The 19,331-nt window shown below is 31.9% G+C and carries 25 protein-coding genes and 1 pseudogene; 4 read left to right on the forward strand and 22 right to left on the reverse strand.

From position 1 onward, the window contains the following. Positions 1 to 7: 7 nt before the first annotated feature. The 18 genes from RDK80_RS01080 to RDK80_RS01165 all read right to left on the reverse strand — a co-directional run bounded on the left by RDK80_RS01080 (position 8) and on the right by RDK80_RS01165 (position 12,093). Positions 8 to 436, reverse strand: coding sequence for a Cas9 inhibitor AcrIIA9 family protein (locus RDK80_RS01080; RefSeq protein WP_308523236.1), 429 nt, complete (start codon positions 434 to 436; stop codon positions 8 to 10). A gap of 13 nt (positions 437 to 449) precedes the next feature. Beyond that, positions 450 to 1,391 carry an N-6 DNA methylase gene (locus tag RDK80_RS01085; RefSeq protein ID WP_308523237.1) on the reverse strand — a complete coding sequence of 314 codons (942 nt, stop codon included), beginning with the start codon at positions 1,389 to 1,391 and terminating at the stop codon, positions 450 to 452. Continuing rightward, positions 1,384 to 2,226 carry an ATP-binding protein gene (locus RDK80_RS01090; protein WP_308523238.1) on the reverse strand — a complete coding sequence of 281 codons (843 nt, stop codon included), beginning with the start codon at positions 2,224 to 2,226 and terminating at the stop codon, positions 1,384 to 1,386. The genes RDK80_RS01085 and RDK80_RS01090 overlap by 8 nt, the downstream gene beginning before the upstream one ends. Then, positions 2,135 to 3,163, reverse strand: a complete 1,029-nt coding sequence (locus tag RDK80_RS01095; protein WP_308523239.1) for a replication protein — start codon at positions 3,161 to 3,163, stop codon at positions 2,135 to 2,137. The genes RDK80_RS01090 and RDK80_RS01095 overlap by 92 nt, the downstream gene beginning before the upstream one ends. Before the next feature lie 59 nt (positions 3,164 to 3,222). Further along, a complete protein-coding gene (gene sbcD / locus RDK80_RS01100) occupies positions 3,223 to 7,062 on the reverse strand; it encodes an exonuclease subunit SbcD (RefSeq protein WP_308523240.1) in 3,840 nt (1,279 codons plus the stop codon). Continuing rightward, positions 7,059 to 7,448 (reverse strand): DUF3846 domain-containing protein, encoded by a 390-nt coding sequence (locus RDK80_RS01105; protein WP_308523241.1) that lies wholly within the window; start codon positions 7,446 to 7,448, stop codon positions 7,059 to 7,061. The genes sbcD and RDK80_RS01105 overlap by 4 nt, the downstream gene beginning before the upstream one ends. After that, on the reverse strand, positions 7,448 to 8,572 hold the full coding sequence (locus RDK80_RS01110; RefSeq protein WP_308523242.1) for a hypothetical protein: 1,125 nt from the start codon (positions 8,570 to 8,572) through the stop codon (positions 7,448 to 7,450). Before RDK80_RS01110 ends, RDK80_RS01105 begins: the two co-directional genes overlap by 1 nt. A 29-nt stretch (positions 8,573 to 8,601) precedes the next feature. After that, positions 8,602 to 8,886, reverse strand: a complete 285-nt coding sequence (locus tag RDK80_RS01115; protein ID WP_308523243.1) for a hypothetical protein — start codon at positions 8,884 to 8,886, stop codon at positions 8,602 to 8,604. An 11-nt stretch (positions 8,887 to 8,897) separates the two neighbouring features. Beyond that, positions 8,898 to 9,224 (reverse strand): hypothetical protein, encoded by a 327-nt coding sequence (locus tag RDK80_RS01120; protein ID WP_308523244.1) that lies wholly within the window; start codon positions 9,222 to 9,224, stop codon positions 8,898 to 8,900. Between the two features lie 15 nt (positions 9,225 to 9,239). After that, positions 9,240 to 9,440 carry a hypothetical protein gene (locus RDK80_RS01125; RefSeq protein ID WP_308523245.1) on the reverse strand — a complete coding sequence of 67 codons (201 nt, stop codon included), beginning with the start codon at positions 9,438 to 9,440 and terminating at the stop codon, positions 9,240 to 9,242. A gap of 29 nt (positions 9,441 to 9,469) precedes the next feature. Further along, positions 9,470 to 9,742 carry a hypothetical protein gene (locus RDK80_RS01130; RefSeq protein ID WP_308523246.1) on the reverse strand — a complete coding sequence of 91 codons (273 nt, stop codon included), beginning with the start codon at positions 9,740 to 9,742 and terminating at the stop codon, positions 9,470 to 9,472. A gap of 34 nt (positions 9,743 to 9,776) precedes the next feature. After that, on the reverse strand, positions 9,777 to 9,974 hold the full coding sequence (locus RDK80_RS01135) for a hypothetical protein (RefSeq protein WP_308523247.1): 198 nt from the start codon (positions 9,972 to 9,974) through the stop codon (positions 9,777 to 9,779). After that, positions 9,932 to 10,318, reverse strand: coding sequence for a hypothetical protein (locus RDK80_RS01140; protein ID WP_308523248.1), 387 nt, complete (start codon positions 10,316 to 10,318; stop codon positions 9,932 to 9,934). The genes RDK80_RS01135 and RDK80_RS01140 overlap by 43 nt, the downstream gene beginning before the upstream one ends. Before the next feature lie 40 nt (positions 10,319 to 10,358). Further along, entirely contained in the window at positions 10,359 to 10,538 is a 180-nt protein-coding gene (locus RDK80_RS01145; RefSeq protein WP_308523249.1) for a hypothetical protein, read from the reverse strand. Between the two features lie 14 nt (positions 10,539 to 10,552). Continuing rightward, entirely contained in the window at positions 10,553 to 10,981 is a 429-nt protein-coding gene (locus RDK80_RS01150) for a hypothetical protein (RefSeq protein WP_308523250.1), read from the reverse strand. An 18-nt stretch (positions 10,982 to 10,999) separates the two neighbouring features. Continuing rightward, entirely contained in the window at positions 11,000 to 11,200 is a 201-nt protein-coding gene (locus RDK80_RS01155) for an ICEBs1 excisionase (RefSeq protein ID WP_308523251.1), read from the reverse strand. 11 nt (positions 11,201 to 11,211) lie between these two features. Beyond that, the gene (locus RDK80_RS01160; protein ID WP_308523252.1) at positions 11,212 to 11,691 is read right to left on the reverse strand and encodes a hypothetical protein; all 480 of its coding nucleotides are present in this window, start codon (positions 11,689 to 11,691) and stop codon (positions 11,212 to 11,214) included. 159 nt (positions 11,692 to 11,850) lie between these two features. Beyond that, entirely contained in the window at positions 11,851 to 12,093 is a 243-nt protein-coding gene (locus RDK80_RS01165) for a hypothetical protein (RefSeq protein WP_308523253.1), read from the reverse strand. 190 nt (positions 12,094 to 12,283) lie between these two features. On the opposite strand from RDK80_RS01165, the gene RDK80_RS01170 reads away from it, so the two are divergent. The 4 genes from RDK80_RS01170 (at position 12,284) to RDK80_RS01185 (ending at position 15,109) form a co-directional block, all read left to right on the forward strand. Further along, a complete protein-coding gene (locus RDK80_RS01170) occupies positions 12,284 to 12,703 on the forward strand; it encodes a helix-turn-helix transcriptional regulator (protein ID WP_308523254.1) in 420 nt (139 codons plus the stop codon). Between the two features lie 16 nt (positions 12,704 to 12,719). Continuing rightward, positions 12,720 to 13,160 (forward strand): ImmA/IrrE family metallo-endopeptidase, encoded by a 441-nt coding sequence (locus tag RDK80_RS01175; RefSeq protein WP_308523255.1) that lies wholly within the window; start codon positions 12,720 to 12,722, stop codon positions 13,158 to 13,160. Positions 13,161 to 13,302: 142 nt separating this feature from the next. Then, entirely contained in the window at positions 13,303 to 13,965 is a 663-nt protein-coding gene (locus RDK80_RS01180) for an FxLYD domain-containing protein (RefSeq protein ID WP_308523256.1), read from the forward strand. A 58-nt stretch (positions 13,966 to 14,023) separates the two neighbouring features. Next, the gene (locus tag RDK80_RS01185; RefSeq protein ID WP_308523257.1) at positions 14,024 to 15,109 is read left to right on the forward strand and encodes a site-specific integrase; all 1,086 of its coding nucleotides are present in this window, start codon (positions 14,024 to 14,026) and stop codon (positions 15,107 to 15,109) included. Between the two features lie 38 nt (positions 15,110 to 15,147). Here RDK80_RS01185 and guaA read toward each other — a convergent pair. The 4 genes and pseudogenes from guaA to RDK80_RS01205 form a co-directional block, all read right to left on the reverse strand. Beyond that, a pseudogene (guaA, locus tag RDK80_RS01190) lies at positions 15,148 to 16,092 on the reverse strand (glutamine-hydrolyzing GMP synthase); the annotation flags it as partial. Positions 16,093 to 16,113: 21 nt separating this feature from the next. Further along, positions 16,114 to 17,565: an IMP dehydrogenase gene (gene guaB / locus RDK80_RS01195; RefSeq protein WP_216561531.1), complete on the reverse strand. Its 1,452-nt coding sequence runs from the start codon at positions 17,563 to 17,565 to the stop codon at positions 16,114 to 16,116. Between the two features lie 202 nt (positions 17,566 to 17,767). Continuing rightward, positions 17,768 to 17,896, reverse strand: coding sequence for a cyclic lactone autoinducer peptide (locus RDK80_RS01200; RefSeq protein WP_094899683.1), 129 nt, complete (start codon positions 17,894 to 17,896; stop codon positions 17,768 to 17,770). Between the two features lie 44 nt (positions 17,897 to 17,940). Continuing rightward, positions 17,941 to 19,302, reverse strand: coding sequence for a GHKL domain-containing protein (locus RDK80_RS01205; protein ID WP_094899682.1), 1,362 nt, complete (start codon positions 19,300 to 19,302; stop codon positions 17,941 to 17,943). Positions 19,303 to 19,331: the final 29 nt, after the last annotated feature.

The raw sequence follows: 19,331 nt of genomic DNA on the forward strand, positions 1-19,331 counted from the left end.
TGTCCTCCTAATTCTCAAATAAAGAGATTTGAATTGTATCAGCTAATGTTTCATACTTTTTATTTTTATTAGATTTAGTCTTAGGAGAATCGTGTTTTAATTCCTTAGGCATTTGATTAGAAACTACAACTGAATCTTTATCTACTTTAATTGACATAGTGAAATCTACCTTGGCATTTGGAAAATAAAACTGTGCTGCTTTCTTGTAAACTTCAAAATCTGATATATAGTTTCCGCATTTATTCATTATCTCATTGCAACAATCAGTAAGAGTTTTTTTACTATTTAAAACTGCACTGGCAAAAGCTTCTTCTTTACAAAACTCTTTCAAAGTTTTTTCAACATATGAAGATACAGCCGACTCTTTTTTTCCACCTTTAAAATCCTTCAATTCTTGAGTTAATTTTTCTTTTGCTCTATTTATAGTTTCAGACATGAATATCCCTCCATCAAAAATTTATATCAAATATTGATATTTGCTCTATATTAGAATCTTTCTTGGTATTTTTAACTTTTTTTATTTTTGTCAAATCTTGACTTTCTGCTACTGCTTCAATACCTTCAATAACAAATTGTACTAGCTCAGTTTTAGCCTTCTCAATATTAGTAGCATTTTTCTCATATCCAGATAACTCTCTATTTGTGCTATAATTGGAATCCATAGATTTCTTTGTCCGTTCATCATCAGTAGTTCTTACAGTGGTCATTCCGCAATGCTGACGCCATATCCATCCATCCAACATATAAACTGGTGTATACCATCTAGACCATTCCTTAACTGTTAGTGTATTTCCATGTATTATTACAGCTGGTATTCCACACAATGCTAATTGTAGATATGCCATATGAACACATTTCAAGTCTATATCAGTTGCAGTGACTACCATTTGCGAACAGTAATTCATTTTATTAGCCTTCATAGCCTTTGCAAGTCCTAATACCATTGCTCCGCTACCTGCACATGGCTCATTAACTGTTATAAATCCTTTCTCTTGGATTAATTGCTCCTTATCTCCAACTACCATCATTCCCATTGCTTCACATATATTCATTGGAGTAAAGAATTGTCCCTTCCATTTGTTGTGGAGCTCTAGCTCATGGAAGACTTGTCCTAAAATATCCGTTGGTCCATCGGTGATCACTTCAAACTCCAGTGCATTAATAAGGTGTGCAAACATTTCAGGAAATAACTCCTGCTCTCTTTTCTCATAACTATTTATAATCTCGAGATACCTTTTTTCTCTATCCTCTCTATGAATCCAATCAACAGAATTACTAATAGCTATAGCTGACATTTCTACAAAATCTGAAAATACTTGCCATGTACTGTGCCTATAGGAAGTTTTATTAATTAAATCAATAAGGCTTTTATAATCATCCGATCTATGCATCTTTTAACCTATAATTTTTTGCCCTATCATAACCTACATTTAGGCAATATTCTTTAGTCCTCTGATAAATACGACTTCCTAAGGCCTCGTCAATATCGATAATATCATCCATTAATCTCTCACTTGATATAAGAGTTATTAATTTTGGATTATTATAGCGGTAGTTCAATATCTCAAATGCAACATTTATATCAGCAGTAGTAGGTGGCTTTCCTTTTTCTGTTTTAAATAAATCATCAATATATAAAACATCTATTAGTTTTAGTGGAGAAATCGTTTTAATATACTTTTCATCATCCGTTACCATTGCTTTTAGTGGAACAATATCATCTTTCCAAGGCATATATATGGCTGATTTCCCTTTTTTTAATAACTCTCCAACTATGGCAGTACATAAATGAGTTTTACCGCATCCAACCTGTCCACCTATGAAAAACCATTTTTTATTATTATCATTTATATAATTCATAGCTTTTTCTTTGATATGGTGTTGCCATCTTTCTGATACTATATAATTTTCAAATTTGCTTTCTTCTAGCAGATCCCTCAATCCACTTTTATCTATTCTGTTTAAGCTACGTCTTATAGACATACATTTACAATCTTTAAAGATTAAGTCTCCATTTTCAATTACGCAAATATCTCCTCTATTTTTGCATAGTTTACAATCGTATCCTTTTAAATTACCAATCTGTTGATTATAGCTTTTTCTATGATTTATTAATAACTCATCATAAGAATGTTCAATAGAATGTTCCGTATTGTTTTGGTTTATTATGCTGAGTTTCGCCCTTTCTATCATTTCTTCTAGACTCTCTATCTTCTGTTCTTGCATTATTAAGCTCCTCCTTCTTTAGAGCGACTGCTTCTTCAATTGCAGGCATAAAATAGTTAAAAGTTCTTAATTTTTGACCTGGATACTTGGGTTTCCAATTACCTTTAGACCTGCCCATAGCTTCTTTTATGATTTCCAAATCTATACCTTTTGCTCCTATTTCACTTAAAAACCTAAATGTTGCTATATCCTGACCTGTATATACTGGTTTACCAATTAGAGTACTATAATAATCTAAGACTTTTTCTGTTAAATTTCTTAATTCATCATCTGAGGTGGTGTCTATTTCGTCACTAGTGTCTATTTCACCACCACCCTCTATAGTAGTAGTAGTTATGTCTTTACATATGTCTTTATAATGTCTTTTTTTGGTGTCTAATTTGCCACTAGTGTCTAATTTGCCACTACCCTCACTCAATCCATTGGTATTACTATCATCTAGGGGAATTAATGGACTTTTTTCATCATCTGAGGTGGTGTCTAATTCGCCACTAGGGGTGGTGTCTAATTTGTCACTAGTAGTGGTGTCTATTTCAACACTAGTGTCTAACTCGTCACTAGTGTATAATTCGCCACCAGTATCTAATTGAATAGGTGGTGTCTTTTTAGCCACTACTGAATCTATAGTCCACTCGTTATAATATTTATTAAGCTTTATCTTTCTAGGTTCTGTATATGAACCTTCATCAGTTACTATAAGAACTTTATCTTCAATTAGTTTCTTAAGTTCTTTTTTAATTTGACGAGCATTAATACCTGTAGCATTAGCAATAAAATTGTCCGACATTTCATGTTCTATCTTGTTATATCCATAGGTATTTCTAATTACAGCCATTACTATCCTAAATTGAGTGCCATTAAATTTTGTACGATATATGGCTTCCATCAGCTCATTAGCTATTCTAGTAAAGCCATCTTTCAATTGCGGATTTGCCATCTTCTCCCCCCTTCACTATGGAATTGGCGGGGGTGGCGATATTATTCCACCCTTTACAATTATCCAAGTATTACCCTGCTACCTTCTTCCGTCTTAATAATATCTATACTTTGTGGAAAACGAGCCTTCATAGTTGGATCATGTGTTATTGCCATGATTTTTAAATCCTTATATCTGCTCTGGATTGTCTCTAGAGCATCACAGTAAGCTTGTATTCCCGCTCCGTCAAGGAAAGGAGGTTCATCTATAAATAACATTCCTAGTTGTATTCCCGCTCTACTACTCTTAATTTCAGCTAGTGCTAGGATTGCAGATAAGGCTGATTTTACCCTCTCGCCGCCTGATTTTGAAAGATAGGGGAGTTTACCTATACCTGTTTCATTTATTATGATATCTAGAGTAACTACTTCTTTTTTATTATTGCTTTTAAGAACCTTTTCAGTTACAAACTCCATACTCATTTTTCCGCCGCTCATTTGCCCAAGTATGTTATTTGCAGTAGCTTCAATCATTGGAAGTATGGCCCTTATTATATTGTGAGGTATTCCGTCCTGATTAAATGCTTTCTTTAATTCTTCTAATATCGTCACCTTTTCGGACAAGTCATTTATTGTTTTTTGTAATCTTGATATTTCATCTTTGGAATTCTCAATATCTTCTAGCTGCTTTTTATAAGCTCCAATTTCCATAGATAGTTTTTGTACTGCTAACTGTTTACCTGATATAATATTTTCAACTAAATCTAACTCTGTTTTTAATTCCTCACTACCAGAAGCAGTTCTATTTTCAATTTCTAAGTCTTGTTCTTTATTCATCATTTCAGATGCTATGTCTACAAGTTCATTATCTAACTCTGTAATACGAGCTTCGGCTATTGCTTTCTTTTCTCTTGCAACTGGTAGAAGTTTTTCTCTCTCAAGCCACACTTCTAAATCTTTAATTTGCAATATCAGTTGGTCATATTTAACAGCTGCTTCATTAAGTCTTAGTAGTTGTTCTTTAATCTCAGAATTATTTGTTTTCAATATATTTATCTTGTCTGTTAACTCATTTAGCTTAATATCTATTGCTTTTATTCGGTCATTAATTAATGTTAACTGCTCCTTATACCCTTCTAATGCTTCATACTCTTTTGATGATTTTTCAAGCTCTGCCACTGAAATCCGCTTGTCCTTTATCGCCTCTGAATCATAACCAAGAGTATTAATTTTGTCTCTGATTAAATTAAGTTTATCCTGGACATTCTCTATATCTTTCTTAATTCCATCCTTCCATTTACTACATTCTTCCTTATAAGTTATAAGTCTTGTTTTAGCTGTTTGTGCATCCGCTAGGAACTTACATTTAGCATTTTCTTTATCAATGCACCCAGAGTTTTCTAATAATGCTGCCTTTTCTTTGAGAACATTATATTCCACTATTCTTCTAGAATACTCTTTGTCATATTCTGATTGAATTTGAACCTTCTCTTTCTCTATCTGAGAATACTCATTTGATAGGGATATATACTGTGCTGTTTTTTCTTCCAAAGTAGTAAGAATACCCTTTTCTTGGATATATTGCTGATATTTTTCTTTAAGATCTGATTCTAATAATAACTTTGCTTCATAAGGTTCCTTCTTAGATTTCAGATTTGTTTTCTCACGAATAAGATTTATTCTCTCTAAGTCAATGCTTTCTATATCTAGAATTTGTTTATTAGCTTCAGATAATTTAGTATCATAAAGGGCTTTTTCTTTAATTAATATCTTTTCTTCTTCTAGCAATTGATTGTGTCTAGACACATTAGCTAGTATTATTTCTTCTTGCTCTAGGATTACATTAGAGTTAGTTATAATATCTATCTGTGTATGTCTATTTTCTTCTATAGTCTTCTTTTTATTATTTAGCATAGTAAGTCCTTCTTTAATCTTCAAAGCCCTATTAGCAGCCTCAATTTTCGAGTTAAGTCTTAGTTTTATATTGTCAGCTATCTCTGTTTTTTCTTTTATATCTTTATTAAACACAGTGATTTCTTCCTGAATAGATTCAATATTTTTATTAACTTCCATTTCATCTGGCATAGAAGTATAAAGTTGATCCATTAAATATTGATGTTGCCTAATTTCTCTATTTATTTCAGTTGCATTCTCCTTAGAGATAGTTTCCATATCTTCATATATTCCAAGTCCTAATATGTTTCCAAGGATATTCATTCTCTTTTCTTTATCTGCTTGTAAAAATATTCCGTACTGATCCTGCATTATAAGCGCACAACTTCTTAGAGTTAAGCTATCCATACCTATAATATTTATAATCTCAGCCTGAGTATCGTTTAACCTTTCTTTTGAACGGTCAATCCATTCACCTTCTATAAGTTCAGATATATTCAATGTAGCCTTTCCGCTCTTAGTTCTAGTTCTAGTAACTCTAAATATCTTATCTCCAATCTTAAAAGTAAATTTAATACTTCCTGAACGAGCTTTTTCATTATTACTTATCCAACCTGTGAGATCTCCTTCTCTGGGTTCTTCATATAGGCAATCTAGTATTGCGTCCATGAATAGAGAGCTTTTTCCTACTCCATTTTTTCCGTTAATTGTGCAAAAAGTAATATCTTCAAAGTTGAAAGTTTCTTCAACATAGTTTCTATAGTTTTTTACCTCAACTTCAACTGGAATGAATAATCCCGTTAAAGAAGAATTTAATCCTTTTGCAATGGCTTCAGCTATAATAGGTCTTGCTGCTTCAATTATCTCCGCTATTCTTTCATCAGGAATTGCTTTTTCAAGCAGATAATCTCTAAGATTATCTTCAGGAGCACTTCTTTCCGATAGTTCATTTCTATTAGCTGTTATAGTAATCTTCTCTGGTGTAATTTCTTGAACCCAAAATGCTCCATCTTCATATAATCTTTTTTCAAGTAAGGCTTTATTAAAGGCCTTATTATTTTCATCAGTGCAAGAATAAAGAATTCGTACTATCTTGTCTTTAACTCCATCATGCCCCCACCACTTTATAGCAACATGGTCCAAGCCATCCATGTTTATGGCTGTAATATCTCTATTCGTGAATCTATAGGTTGTGAATTCTCTATAAGGTGTTTCTATAAATTTACTTTCACTGCCTAATTCATGTATCCAGAAACCTCTTTGCTGACCTTCATCATTGAAATTAAGTGCATTTATAGCACCTGCATAGTAGGTATTTTGACAACTCATTAATTTTTGAGGTCTGTGTATATGTCCCAATGTTACTAGGTCAAAGTTAGCTGCATCCAATACTTCTGGAGTTAGCACAGGTTCAAATTGTGAAAAGAATTGTATTTGACCACTTTCTATATTTGCTCCTGGTACTGTATAATGAGCCATTAATATTGAAGGATTACCTTCATAACACATAGATCTTAATCCTAGAACTATATTTGCTAATTCAGTTGTAAATACTTGATTCTCTTCCTCTTTAGATAGTCCAGGGAATTTAGCTCTAAAGGTCCCTCTTTCAAACCCGGGGAGGGCAGCAACATTTATGCTACCACTCTTTGTTTGGATTATTCTTACTGCTGGTTTATCAAATATTATTATGGAATTCTTATATCTAAATACTTCTTTCATCATATTAAATTGTTCATCACCATCATGATTTGGTGTGCCACGAAGTATTACAACAGGTGAAATAGCTGATAATTGATTAATAATATTGATAGCATTATAAGTTTCGTTTAGTCCTCTATCAGCCCATACCTTAGCTGTATGGAACAAATCACCAGTTATTACTATTAAATCAGGTTGTTCCTCTTTAGCTTTTTCAAGCATAAATTCTAAACAATTATAAATATCTCTACTTCTTAAATTAACTCCATTTTTTTCAGGACCTTGGAAATTTCCTATATGCCAATCTGATGAATGCAATATCTTCATTTCGACACCTCCATATGATACAATTCAATCTCTTTATAAGTTTGTATAAATTCAGTTAAATCATTTGTTAGACTTTCAATCTGAGTATCTGTTAATCCCTTAAATATAATTCCATCTATAGAATCCATCTCTGCCATTATGATTATGTCCCCTACTATAGGTTGTAAATGTTCTTCAGTACCATAGAGCCAACATCCCAATGGATTTAAAGGTAAATTTTTTAGTAATCCTTCTTCATCAACTATCATGCAAAATGGTCTAACTAGCTTCATAGGTCTTACTACCTCAAGGTACCCTCCAAGTTCATTTCTTATTGACTTGTATAGTGGCTCACTTAATTCCACTGCTTCAATTTCAAGGTTAGTGCTTATCTTTAAGGCTTTCATTAATTCGCACCCCCTTGGCATTTCATACATAGAGGAATTCCATATTTACTCATAGCAAAATTAGATACTCTATCACTTATCCCAACACCACAACTGCTACATATATTCGGATCAGAATTATCTTCATCATCTATATGCTCAACTGGTTCATCAAAAGGGTTTTTATATTCTTCTTCATCAAAATGAATATCCGAATTAAATGCTTCATTTTCAGTGAAATCCTCTACATCAAAACTATTCTCTAATATAACTGAGTCATCATGTGGCATATTCTCTGTTAATAATGTTTTTGAAGTTCCAAACATATTAGTCATAGAGGACATTCCCTGTTCTAGCATTGCCCTTCTCACTTCTGGATTACTATAATCAGGACTAAAGGTTACTCTAGGTATCACAAATGGTTTCTTTAACTCTTCCATGGTGTAAGTTCCCTTCATACCAATAAGAGCCCTTATCACCCTTAAAATTGCTCCTGTCATTGCTTTTTCTGCAAATGTCTTGCGAAGCAATGTCATGTTTACCAATACTGCTCTATCAATATATTTTTGTCTATCTTCATCAGCTATCTTATAAGCTTTACATGCATTACTCCATTTATCTTTAGAGGAAATCCACTCCCCTTTAAATAATTTTGCAGCTTCCTCTGCAGCTTTTTTCTCTGTGATTCCTTGTAAAGACTTGTCCATAAATTCTAATCTAAATCTATCTTCTTCATCATCAAGATTTATAACTTTTTCATCTACATGAGTTTTACCTGTTCCATCAGGCATTCTCATAGCTCCATATGCTTTAGCCTTATAGCAATTTTTACTAAGGTATTCTCCATAGGTATTAACTGGATCAAATTGTATACCTGCAGCTGCTGCTAATTTCATTAATAAAGGTTTCGCTGGGGAATATACATCAGAATAGATATCTTTTCTTGTTTGTGGATCATAACCAGTTTTCACACTCCCAACTTTAAAAATATCTCCTGAATTAGTAGATATATCTGCTTTGACTTCCATTACTGTAAATTTATAGAAAGGATTAATTTGAGCTTCGTTACTCACTGGCATGAGTAGATTTACATTGTTATTATTATATTTATTTTTAATTTCTTCTATAGAATTCATATTATTCATGTTTCACTACCTCCATATTGTTGATTTAATTAATTAAACATGCTACAATATGAATACAGATTATTGATTGATTGTGTTTGCTTGGTGGGCGGCACAATCTTTTTTGTATTCATTTGTGTTAAACTATCAGTGAAAAATGTTTCTGCAATTAACTTGGCTAAATACTTCGGTTCTAATCTTTTTCCTTTATTATCACCTTCCCTGCTTATAATCCAAGACAGTTTACGTCTTGCATATTTTTCAGATTTATCCATTTGAGTATCACTTATGCTGTAACCTAATTCATTCTCAACTAGTAATCTTAAATCAGTCATTAGTAGACCTCCTAGCTTGTCCAAAATTTAGTTTGTGATAAGTTTACTTCTATTCTGTTATCATATTCATCAGTGCCACAAATAACATAATCAAAGAAATCAATATTATTATTCTCTAGGATTGGCTCTATCCCAGATACATGAAGATTTACATTATCAATCATTTCTGCATTTTCATTTACTACATAAAAATCATACAAGTCTCCTACTTTTATGCTATCAACTAGATGATTCAGTAAAAAATCTAACTCTTTTTTAGATAAAATATCTCTATATTTGTTTTCTAGACATTCTTTATCTTGTTCAAGATAAATTGCTTTTACTTTATTTCCACTCATCTTCGATACCTCCTATCAATCTAACTTAATATTTTTAGGAAAAATAATTTCTCCCTTAATTGTGTGTAAAACAGTATAATCTCCTTCATCAACAATTCTTACTTCATACTGAATATCCTTCTGTAGCATTGCATATCTTACTGCATCTTGAGGATTATTCAAATTAACTGCCTCAGTATGTGTCCCATCTGGGAAAAAACAGTATCCTTTATACATTTTTTCCTCCTTTTAAATGTATTCAATTTCTATGCAAGTGATTTTTTAAATTCATTCTTGTAATACTCAAATAATCCTATTTTTCGTAGATAATAAACCTTTGATAAACAAACACTCTCTGTCCTTCCTAGGCCTAAAGCAATATCTCTTTTTTTCGTGGTTCCCCAAAGTCCACATAGTTCTATTAATTCCTCCTTGGTCCATTTCTGACCATGTCTATAATGCAGCTCTGGAGTATATCTTAATCTCCTATTAGACTTTGTATATTCAAGTCCATTATCATCCACATATGCTTCTGCCATTCCCTTCCCTCCTCTCGTACCAGTTATACTTTTCTCAGCATTTGTGCAATGTGAAACCTTTTAACCCATCACTAGCAACCATACCTTTTCTAATACTTCCATTAGTTTGTACATATTCTGTACCATTTTCATCAGGTATAAAGTAAACTGGATTATCATTTACTACTAAAGCCTTAGCATCAGTTCTTTTTATAAACCTGATTCTTTTTTTACACTTTGAACATAGTGGCATCTTGCAATCTTCCTCCTTTCTCTCTCAATCCTGTTTTCAACACAATCTGATATTAAAACAAAGCTAAATCCAAATACTAAGATGATTAATATCCACTCTCCACCTATAGCTGTATATCCTCTATGGTTATAAGCTGTAGGTATAGCCCATAGAGATACTATAAAGGCTATAAACATCGCTAATACAATTTCAATTATTGTAATCATTGATTTTGCGATTGTTCTTTGAATTTTCTTCTTTTTCTTCCTGTACATCTGGGACATAGATAACCTTCTTTGGAAACTTTTCTTTTTAGACTTATGTTCCATGTCAATAAGCATTCTATACATCTTGCTATCATTCACCTTTTATCCCCCTAACTTTTTTATTTAGATAACTTTATAATTAGGCTTCTATATATCTAGCCATTAAATTATTAAGTTTTTCTTTTGTGAAAACTATAGCTCTTTTAGCTTCCTCCCCAGTTTTAATATCATTTTCTAATTGTGTCTTTTCTTCTAAAAGATACTTTATATTTGCTTCTATTTGTGCCTTACTCATATTTTCTATTTCTATCATTTTCATAATTTAAGCCTCCTTTAAGCATTTTTACAGTCTTTGATATATTCCATTGCATCTTCTTTTGTCTTGTATTCGTCAATGAATAAGTCGTAGCTGTCATAGTGCCCTGTCTCATCGTCTTCCTTTGTTGGTCTTACTTCTACTTTCCCATTATCGTAAAATAAGCTTGTTAATCTGTATTTGCCATCTTCACCTTTAGATTCTTCTAAAATCTTGTCTATTTCACTTAATTCTACTTTTCCTATTATGCTTTTCACTCTGTCCCTGAATTGTTCTATTTCACTTCTTGGTACATTGATTTGAGTTACTGTTCCCTTTGCTATGCCCCTTTGTGTTTCCATCTCTACTATATCTCCTACTACCACCTCTATTGGTGATAAGTAGCTGTACTCTCTTCCTTGTGGTTGCCCATCTTTGTTAAATCTCACTTTAATAATATTTGTCATTTTTTAATCCCTTCCTTTCTAAGCCAATTGTTTTTGTTTCTTATTTCCTGACATATCGCAATAGAATTTTTCTACAAAGTATTTCTTTGGAACTTTTCCTGCTATGATGAAATAACCTTTTTCTTTTAGTTCTTTATTCATAGCCCGCATGATGCTATAAGCGGTTGATTTTGCGACTCCCAGTATTTCCATTACATCATCTACTTCATAAAATTCCATGTAATCACCTCCTACCTCAAATTCTTCTCTGCCCAAAGTTTTAATGATTGTGCATTGGAAGAAATTAAATCAAGTCCATTTAATACTTCATCAAGCTCTGGTCTTTCCTCTTCTGTAATTACTCCATCTGCTGCTATATCAAGTAAAGTTTCTTTTATTGCACTTACCTTATTAAATGATGACAATACTTGTAATGTAAGCCTGTCCAACTCAGCAACTTCAATAGGTAATGTAGTATGCTTTCCTAAAGGACATTGTTCAGAACAATACTGATTGCATAATTCAGGTGCATTATAGGTATCACTCATGAGTAATACTTCCTCTGGATACGGGTCAAGACTTCCCAGCTCGATTCTTGCTAGTCTTGTCCTATCTATTCCTATAGCTTCAGATGCACCCTCTCGACTATTTAAAGCATCGTTGCACTTTGCGGCATCCATTCGTGCTAAATAATATATGCTATCAGCAGCTTTTGTTGCTTTTCTAGCCATTTATTTCACCTTCCTTTTACCATAGAATATATATAAAGTTATTTAGCACCAATATAGGTACTACTTTCTTGTACAACCAAAATCTAATTGTTTTTTTGATATTATATTTATGAGATAATTAAAGGGTATCTTTAGTCAATTATCTTTCTATTATTAAAACTATATAATTTCTTTTATAGTGTCACTATCTTGCAACACTGTTGGTAAAAAAAATTCATCCACCTTCAGATTGGGAAAGGCTATCATAAAGCCTACTAAAAACTTTTCTCCAATTGGATCTCCTGCTTTTGCTCTCCATAATTGGGACCTGCTCACGCTTATCTTATTGGCCATTTTAGTTTCTGTTAATTTTAAATCAGATTGTAATTTAACAAATTTATCTTTATTTATATATAATTTCATGGATTACTCACCTCCTTTGTTGCAAGTATGTGTCACCCTTTAGTAAGAATATACCATATCCATTTCGGATATGCAACACTTTTTTTAAAAAATATCAAATATTGTTTGATGTATGCAACATTTATTGTATAATAATAGTAATTATAGTCTTTTACATAACTTTATGACTATATAATTGAGGTGATCTAAATTGTCAAACTATGGAAAGTTTATTACTGAAAAGAGAGAAGAAAGAGGCTATAGCCAAAGAAAATTATCTATGGTTTCAGGTGTATCAAATACTACTATATGGAGAATGGAAAGAGGTGAAACTAAAAAGCCTGAAATCGAAAGTTTGAAAGCAATTGAAAAGGCTTTAGGGTTAGCGGAAAATACTATCGTTGATATTGCTTATCCTCCGGCTAATAATGATTGTTCTTCTTTGGAAGAAAAATATCCTGAAGTCCATGATATCGAAGAAGCTATGCAAGTATTATTAGCACAGCCTGGACTTATGCTTAAAGGTGAAATTTTAGATGATGAAGATAAAATTATATTGGCCAATGCTATTCAAATGGGATTAAGACTTGCTGAAGATATGAAAAAGAAAAACAAAGATAAGGGTAAATAGTATAGAGGTGAGGACTATGACTAAAGATACAGTTAAAAGGTTAGTAGAACTGTATGGTACTAGAAATCCTTTTGATATATGTGCCTATCTTGACATCAAAGTTAATTTTTCAGATTTAGGGAAGAAGATCATGGGATTCTATCAAAGGACAGAAGAAGGTATTATAATCCTTCATATAAATAATAGACTAGATGAAAAAACTCAAGAATATATTTGCACCCATGAGTTGGGACATGCTATGACTCATCCAGAAATGAATCTTAGCTTTTTTATTGAAAATCCATTACTCATAAAGAGCAAATATGAAATTGAAGCTGATACTTTTGCAGCAGAACTTTTATTAGAAGACAATTTATCTGATACATATGAAGGATATACTATTGAACAAATAGCATTAGCTGAGAATGTACCGGTACGATTAGTGGAACTTAAATGCAAAAATTTAAGTATTTTTTAAGCCTTTCCCAAGAACTTAGGTTCGGCATTTTTCAACAAAATAAGCCATTTCTTAAGATATTAAATTTTAAGAATCAGCATATTTTTTCAAGTAGGATATTTCCTATATGATTTAAATTATTTATATTTAAGGGGGTATTTTTATGAAAAAAACATTAGCAATTTTAGTAGGATTTTTATTAGTAATATCAATGGTAGGTTGTTCCACAAGTGGCACTAGTGGAAAATCTGCGGAAACTGATTCGCCTAAAAGTAGTAATTCTATTGAGTTCGAAAACATAGTTCTTAAAACTGATATGGGAATGACCACTGTTATTGGAGAAGCTATAAATAATGATAGCAAAGCACATAGTTTTACTTTTAAAATAAGCTTCTATGATGAAGGTGATAAGTTATTGGGAAGTGCTGTAGGTGCCATAAATAATCTGAATGGTGGAGAAATGAGAATCTTTAATGCTATAGCCACAGAAGATTATTCTCAAGCTAGTAGTTATAAAGCTCAGGTAGATGCAATGGTTTCAACTACTGACAATCAACCCAATATAATAGAATTTTCCAATACCATAGTTAAGTCTGATATGGGTTTTACTACAATCGAAGGAGAAGCTAAAAATCTTGATAACAAAGATCATTCATTTACGATAGTTATAGGTTTCTATGATAAAGATAAAAACTTATTAGGAAGTGCAGTTGGTACAATGAATGATTTAACTGCAGGTGATACTAAAGTCTTTAGTGCTATGGCTACGGAAGATTATTCTCAAGCTGACAGCTATATAGTACAGGTCGATACAATAGTTGAATAAAAAAATATTTTAGTAGTTAGCATAATGATAATTCTATAATGCAATTTGAGGTGATATTATGCCAGCGTATAAAGATGAAGAGCGCAAAAGCTGGTATGCGTCATTCTATTATGTAGATTGGACTGGTGAGCGAAAAAGAAAGTTAAAGCGAGGATTTAAAAAAAGACAAGATGCTTTGGACTATGAAAGAAACTTCTTGCAAAAAGAAGCTAAAACAAGTGATATTGAATTTGGTAATCTTGTTGAAAACTATTTAGAAGATAAAAGTTCTAGATTAAGAGTAACCACCATGGAAACTAAAAGCAATATAATAGAAACCAAGATTTTGCCATTCTTTGAAAACTTACCTATAAACAAGATTAAATCTACTCATGTACGAAAGTGGCAAAATAAAATGATTAAAGAAGGTTATGCTCCAACCTATTTAAAAACTATAAATAATCAACTTAGTGCTATATTTAATTATGCTGTTAGACATTATGGGCTACAAGAAAATCCAGTTCATATCGCTGGATCTATGGGGAAGAAAAATGCAGACAGTATGAAGATATGGACACTAGATGAATTTAATAAGTTTATAGAATTCGAAGATAAACCTGCAGCTAAACTTGCTTTTGAGATATTATTTTGGACTGGTATCAGATCAGGAGAATTGTTAGCCTTAACACCGGAACATATTCTACCGGATAAAATACTAGATATTAATAAATCTTATGCACGATTGAAGCAAGAAGATATAATTGATAAACCTAAGACCGAAAAGAGCATAAGATTAATTCCTATCCCTGATTTTTTATATGACAATATTCAAAGTTATATTAGTTCATTATATAAGATTGAACCAGATGAAAGAATCTTTTACTTTACTAAGAGTTTCCTAAAAAAAGAGATTGAACGCTGCTGTAAACTTTCAGGGGTAAAAGAAATTAGGGTACATGACCTAAGACATTCTCATGCTTCATTGTTAATTGAATTAGGATATGATATATTATTAATATCCGAAAGACTTGGACATGAAAATGTAGAAACTACCTGGAACACATATGGACATTTATATCCGAATAAACAAGTAAAATTAGCTTCTCATTTAAACGACTTACAAAATAGTATCACTGTAGTATCACAAGAAGAAAACAACCCCTAAAAGGTTAGTAATTTACAGCCTTTTAGGGGTTTTGTTTATTATTCCCACTCAATAGTCGCAGGTGGTTTATTTGTTATATCATATACCACCCTATTTACTTCCTTCACTTCATCTGTAATTCTTGTTGAAATCTTCTCTAACAAATCTAATGGAATTGGATACCATTTAGCTGTCATAGCATCTTTAGTAGTTATAGCTCTTAGTCCTATTAAATGTTTATATGTTCTTTCACCGTCTATAACTCCTACCGATTGAATATTAGGTAATACTGCAAAATATTGCCAGATTTCTTTATCTAGACCTGCTTTTTTAATCTCATCTCTGTAGATATAATCTGCATCTCTAAGAATATCTAGTTTTTCTTTAGTTAATTCTCCTAAACACCTAACGCCTAGTCCTGGTCCCGGGAATGGCTGCCTGCTTACTAACTCTTCATCAATCCCTAATGCCCGACCAACTTCTCTAACTTCTTCCTTATATAATTCTTTAAGTGGTTCTATAAGCTCAAAGTTAACATCTTCAGGTAAACCTCCAACATTATGATGGGATTTAACTGCTACTTTACCATCTTTATTCAAGCTCTCAACTATATCTGGATAGATCGTTCCTTGAACTAGGAATTCTATGTCTTCAAGTTTTGATTGTTCTTCTTCAAATACCCTAATAAATTCTTCTCCGATTACCTTTCTTTTCTGCTCAGGATCAGTAACTCCTTTTAACTTTCCTAAAAATCTATCCTCAGCATCAACCACTATTAGATTCATATGGAATTTATCTCTAAACACACTCTCTACTTCTTGTCTTTCATTTTTTCTTAAAAGACCATGGTCTACAAATACACAGACTAGATTATCTCCAATAGCCTTATGAACTAATACTGCTGCCACAGAAGAATCTACCCCACCTGATAAAGCACATAAGGCTTTTTTATTTCCTACTTTTTCTTTAATTTCTTCTAATTGCTTATTTATAAAGTCTTGTATTATCAATATGTTGCCTCCTTTTTAGCGTCTGCTATAGTTTGGTGATTCCTTTGTAATATGGATATCATGAGGATGATTTTCTATCAAAGATGCAGATGTAATCTTTATAAATCTTGCCTTATCTTGTAACTCTTCAATATTTTTAGCTCCAACATATCCCATTCCTGATTTTAATCCACCAACAAGTTGATATACTACATCTCCTAATGGTCCTCTATAATGTATTCTGCCCTCTACACCTTCTGGTACATATTTCTTAGTATCTTCTTGGAAATATCTATCCTTGCTACCTGAATCCATGGCACCCATAGAGCCCATTCCTCTATATTCTTTGTATCTTCTGCCTTCATATAAAACTTCTTCACCAGGGCTTTCATCAGTTCCAGCAAACAATGATCCTGCCATTATTACATTTGCTCCAGCTGCTATAGCTTTTGTTATATCACCAGAGTACTTGATTCCTCCGTCGGCGATAACTGGAACACCATATTCTTTTGCTGCCTTAGCACAATTGATTACAGCTGTTATTTGTGGTACACCGATACCAGTTACAACTCTAGTAGTACAAATAGAACCAGGTCCTATACCTACCTTTACAGCATCTGCTCCAGCCTTTATTAGATCTACCGTAGCCTCAGCTGTTGCCACATTTCCTGCAATTACTTGTAGATTGGGATATTCTCTTTTTATTTTGCCTACAGCTTCTAATACTCCTTTAGAATGGCCATGAGCAGTATCAACAACTATAACGTCTACCTTGGATTTAACTAATGCTGCTACCCTCTCCATCATATCTCCTGTTACTCCAACTGCAGCACCAGCCAACAATCTACCTGTATGGTCCTTAGCTGAATTTGGATATTGAATAGATTTTTCTATATCCTTTATAGTTATCAATCCTGATAGCATAAAATTATCATCTACTAAAGGAAGTTTTTCAATCTTATGTTGTTTCATAATTTCTAGAGCTTCATCCATAGATATGTCTATTTTTGCAGTAACTAAATTTTCCTTAGTCATCACATCATCGATTTTCTTTGCAGTTTCTTTTTCAAATCTAATATCTCTATTAGTTATAATACCTACTAGCTTTCCATCTTCATCTGTTATTGGGACTCCAGATATATGATATCTTTCCATTAATTCTAAGGCATCTGATACGCTATGGTAAGGAGATAAAAAAAATGGATCAGTTATTACACCATGTTCTGACCTTTTTACCTTATCCACCTCTAATGCTTGCTGCTCTATAGACATATTTTTATGGATTATACCGATTCCACCTTCTCTAGCCATAGCTATTGCCATCTTAGATTCTGTTACCGTATCCATTCCAGCACTCATTAAAGGTATATTTAATTTAATGTTTTTAGTTAAATAAGTATTGATATTAGTCTCCTTAGGTAGTACTTCAGATTTACCAGGAAGTAGAAGAACATCATCAAAAGTTAAACCCTCACCTACAAATTCCACTATACATTCCTCCTTTATTATTCTGTCAAAGCATTTATTATTAGTATAACAATATATAAATTAATAATACTTTTTCTATCTTAATACTATATTCTAATTTATAAATCCTAAAAAAACAAGTTGTAAAATAAATTTTAATAAAAAAGAAAAAATCTCAAAGGATTTTCTCCCTTGAGATTTTTTCTTTAATAGCTAATACATTTTACTTCCTCAATCGTTTTGGCATCTCTGGTTGGTAGAAAAGTCCCCAGCAGGCAACCTCTGCGCCAAGATTTGCGAATGTAAGTGATAAAACTGCAACTAAGTTAAGTAGGTAACTTTTGTTCTTCATATTTACCCTCCTCCCCCTTTTATATACATATAGTGTATATAGTTCTACCTTTTTACATAGGCGGTAGATTGCAACCCACGGCTAAGATCTCCTTCCATAGGTATTCTTATATTTACCCTAAATTCGCTTCCTAAATCTTCTATATTCATAATTCCATTATATTGATTTACTATAAATTCAATATTTCCTAAACCAAATCCATGGTTCTCCTTATCAGCTTTAGTTGTAAACCTGTTTGTAATATCTTTAGTCTCTAATTTTATTTTTTGAGATTTCGTATTATTTGCTTTGATTATTAAATAAGTTTCTTCCATATTTATAGATAGATAAACTTTTCTTTCAAATTTTTTATCAATTAAAGTACACGCTTCTATTGCATTATCCAGTATATTCCCGATTATAATAGAAAGGTCAACAAAATCAATTGATAATTCTTCAGGTATATCTATTTCTAATTCCATATCGATATTCTCTTCAAAGGCTTTATTCTTTTTTATGCTTACTAGAGCAGTGATGACGGGATGATTTGTTTCAATTATTTTATTCATATTGCTGACTCTATCATTGATCTTTGTTATGTACGCCTTTGCATCATCAAAATCTCCTAAGCACATTAAGCCATAAAGGGTGCTAAGATAATTATTTAAATCATGTCTCTGAGATCTTATTGTATGAAGAATATCACTCATGCTTTTAATATAGAAATCCTTTTTATGAAATTCCTCTTCCTTCACCTTCCAAATCATTTCCTGCTGATATTGATATATCATCTTTTTAGATGTGGAATATATTATCCAGCTAAATATTATAGCACCTATCCCCATCCCTATTAAATATATATAAGCAGTTACAGATTCCACCATTATGTACTTGTATAAAGTCAGTGTCATATATATAACTAAAATATTAAAAAATCCAATTAAGATAATAGTTTTTATACTGCTAGTTTTCATGTATAAAGGTATATTAATCTTTCTTATTAGATATTTGATAAATAAATAGAATCCTCCTTTAGAGCAAATTATTCCTAATATTCTATAAATATTTAATTCTAATATTAATGATGGTTGTATCTGAAAAACTAGAACTATAATATTTGCAGCTGTTAATTCAAAGATAAACATAAATATAGTAGCTAGAATACTATAAATCAATATCTTAGGAAATTTTTCATCTAACAAATATGAATACACAATTGTAGATACAATAAATATAGCTATAAATCCCAAAGAGTTTGCTAACCCAAATACATGATTAATCAATGTACTAAAGATTACTAGATTTGATAAAAACATTACAGAGTTTTTCCTATTTATATTCTTTTTCTGGAATATCCTAACTAGAAAATAAAAAACTAAAACTGTATCTAATATATTTGTAAATATATTCATTATAGTCAAATCCATTATATTACACCCCCAATCATCTAGGAAAA

The sequence above is a fragment of the uncultured Tissierella sp. genome (assembly GCF_902479755.1).
Classification (GTDB): Bacteria; Bacillota; Clostridia; order Tissierellales; family Tissierellaceae; genus Tissierella; species Tissierella carlieri.